This window comes from Tabrizicola sp., assembly GCF_031377265.1.
In the GTDB taxonomy this organism is placed as follows: Bacteria; Pseudomonadota; Alphaproteobacteria; order Rhodobacterales; family Rhodobacteraceae; genus JAUYQR01.
The window spans coordinates 1-2,335 of record NZ_JANMET010000246.1 but is presented as its reverse complement, the minus strand read 5'-3'; the positions used below and the strand labels follow the sequence as shown (position 1 = coordinate 2,335).

Sequence of the window (2,335 nt, the reverse complement as noted above, 5' to 3'; positions counted from 1 at the left end):
GCACGGGTTCCGGTGAGGAAGAGGAGAGAGCGGGTCATGGGGCTTAATCGCCCACAGCTGGCCTACTGACAAGCGATTTAACAAACATGTCGTTACCCGATCAGAGCTTCCAACTCTTTGATCTCAGACTCGATATCGGGATGCAGGGCTGGAAGATCACCCGACGCTACCGCCCGCAAAAGCTGACGCCGCATGCGGCTATGGAGGCACGAGCTGCCGTCGCCGGTAGAACCCGGAGATTTTTTGATGAAATCCATTCCGAAAAGATGGTCTGAAGGATAGATAAAACACGCATTAAATCTGCGTCGGTCAACACAACGCTTTATATGATCCATGGCCTGATCACGCCATTGTAGTTCGCTCAGGTAGAGGCGCAACAGTCTTGAATTCTCTTCGATTAGGGTCGGATCTACTAGGGACGCATATTCCAAAGTCTTGCAAAGCTGCTGATCATCCTGAGAGCCCATCAGGCTAACGAAAGTATTGGGTGAGAAAATACCGGCAACAGTCAGTCCACCTCTGGCCAAGGCGGGCGTTAGCTTACGTTCCCCGTTCCGAACGGCGTTCCTTTTATTGCTCGAAACCGGATATTCGTGCCAAAATCTCTTGAAACAGGCACTTACCACAGTTTTCGTATTTAACATATAAAGGTAAGATTCTATGTGCGGGGGACGCAACCCTCCATTACGTCTTGTAAGATTGCGATGAATGATCCCACCCACCACATCCGCTTCCACCGCTTCCAGCCGCGCGATCAATGTCGAATCCGCGCGCGTCGGCATCCACACGGAGTCGTTGATGATTAACAGTCGCTCCGGCTCGATCCCCCACTCTCTTAACAAGAGAACCCCGTCCCGGTAGCCGCCAAAATCGTAGCCAAAGTTGGGCCGCTCGAAAATCCGCCACGACAGCGCGGCCAGATCGGCGCTGTCGGCGTCCGACAAGGGCGTGTTGGCGATGACAAAAGGGGCATAACCGTTCGCCACCAGCCAGCGCAGCGTGGCCAGGATCGACCGGGCGACCCCCTTTGGCTGGTATATCAAAAAGATTGCAACCTTGGGGGTCAGGGCGATGCCTTCGTCCTTTGGCACCGGCTGAACGACGCGCCAACGGTCGTGCCTGCGCTTCAGCGCAGGCTCGTAGAGGTTGCCTAGCCATGCGGCAATCATTTCGCGCAGCCGTATGCCTTCGCGCTTTAGCTTCCACATCGGTATCAATGCACTACCTCTTTGCCCATCTTAAGCAAGATCTTGCGCGCTTCGTTCGGCCCGCCTGCGGCCAGCACGTAATACTCCTCCAAGAGATAGCTCAGGAACGCCCCCCGCGCCGCAAGATCGCTCTTCAACGCCTCGGGATGGGCGAAAATCCCCGCCAAGGACGCCGCGTCCGAGGCGGACATCGCCACACTCGTAAGCGCCCAGAAGCACTCACCACAAGCCACGACCGGCTTGTCAAAGAACATCGCCTCCAGCCCGACCGACGAATTCACCGTCACGACACCTGACGATTTGGCCACAAGTTCGAAGGTGTCGGTGCGGTTGTCCAGCACCACCCGGGCGCTGCGCCCGGAGATCAGATGGGCATAAGACACCTTGGCCGTGGGATGCTCCTTTACCTTCAGGTGCCAGCCTGCGGGCAGCGAGTCGGCGGCCGTGACCAGCGCCTCGATGAACGCAGGCACGGTCCGGAACTGCCGGCCGAACAGGCGAAGTTGCGAATCCCCCGGCACTTGCAGCGGTGCAAACAGGTACGGCCCTTCCCGCCCCGGCTCACCCGACGGCTTGGACCGGGCCGATGCACGCTGTGTGATGTCGGACCGCAGGGTCCGCCACCGATCGGGCGGTATGTCTGCTTGCGCCATCCAGGACAGGTAGAACCCGATCTCGCGCGGCAGGGAGTTCATCTGGTTCACCCCAACCGGGTCACAAGTGATCCTGCCCTTGAACGGCGCAAGTTCAAAGAACAGTGTCCTCGCACCCGCATCGCGCGCACCGTCCATGAAGGCCCGCCGCGATCCGTTCAAGCCATTCCACGCAACGCCAATGGTCGCCTTGTGCCGCTCAAAATACGCTCGGCTTCCATTGTATTGCCAGCCGTAGAGCCGCCGCTGCAGCGCCCTGAGGATCGCACCCTTGGCAGGCCGGCGCGCGGCCAGCTGTGCGGCAGTCGCCCTCTCAAGGGTTTCAGGATAGCCTGCAATGCGCAGCGGGGGCATCCGCGTCCAAACCACTTTCCCAAGCGGCGACAGCAGGCTCTCGATCATCTGCTTTTTGAGCTTGCGGGGATCAAGGCCCAGAAAAACCTGCTGGGACGGATCGGATTTCACCCCAGATCC

Annotated in this window: 2 protein-coding genes; both read right to left on the bottom strand. The window is 58.8% G+C overall.

Features of this window, described 5'->3' with window-relative positions:
• Positions 1 to 92 precede the first annotated feature (92 nt).
• Positions 93 to 1,208 (bottom strand): rhamnan synthesis F family protein, encoded by a 1,116-nt coding sequence (locus tag RMO18_RS14275; protein ID WP_309666769.1) that lies wholly within the window; start codon positions 1,206 to 1,208, stop codon positions 93 to 95.
• Positions 1,209 to 1,213: 5 nt separating this feature from the next.
• The coding region (locus tag RMO18_RS14270) for a hypothetical protein (RefSeq protein ID WP_309666767.1) at positions 1,214 to 2,335 on the bottom strand (1,122 nt) is incomplete at its 5' end.

Coding starts and splice junctions, on each gene's coding strand:
- RMO18_RS14275 (WP_309666769.1), bottom strand. CDS start 1,208: ATGTGGAAGCTAAAGCGCGAAGGCATACGGCTGCGCGAAATGATTGCC.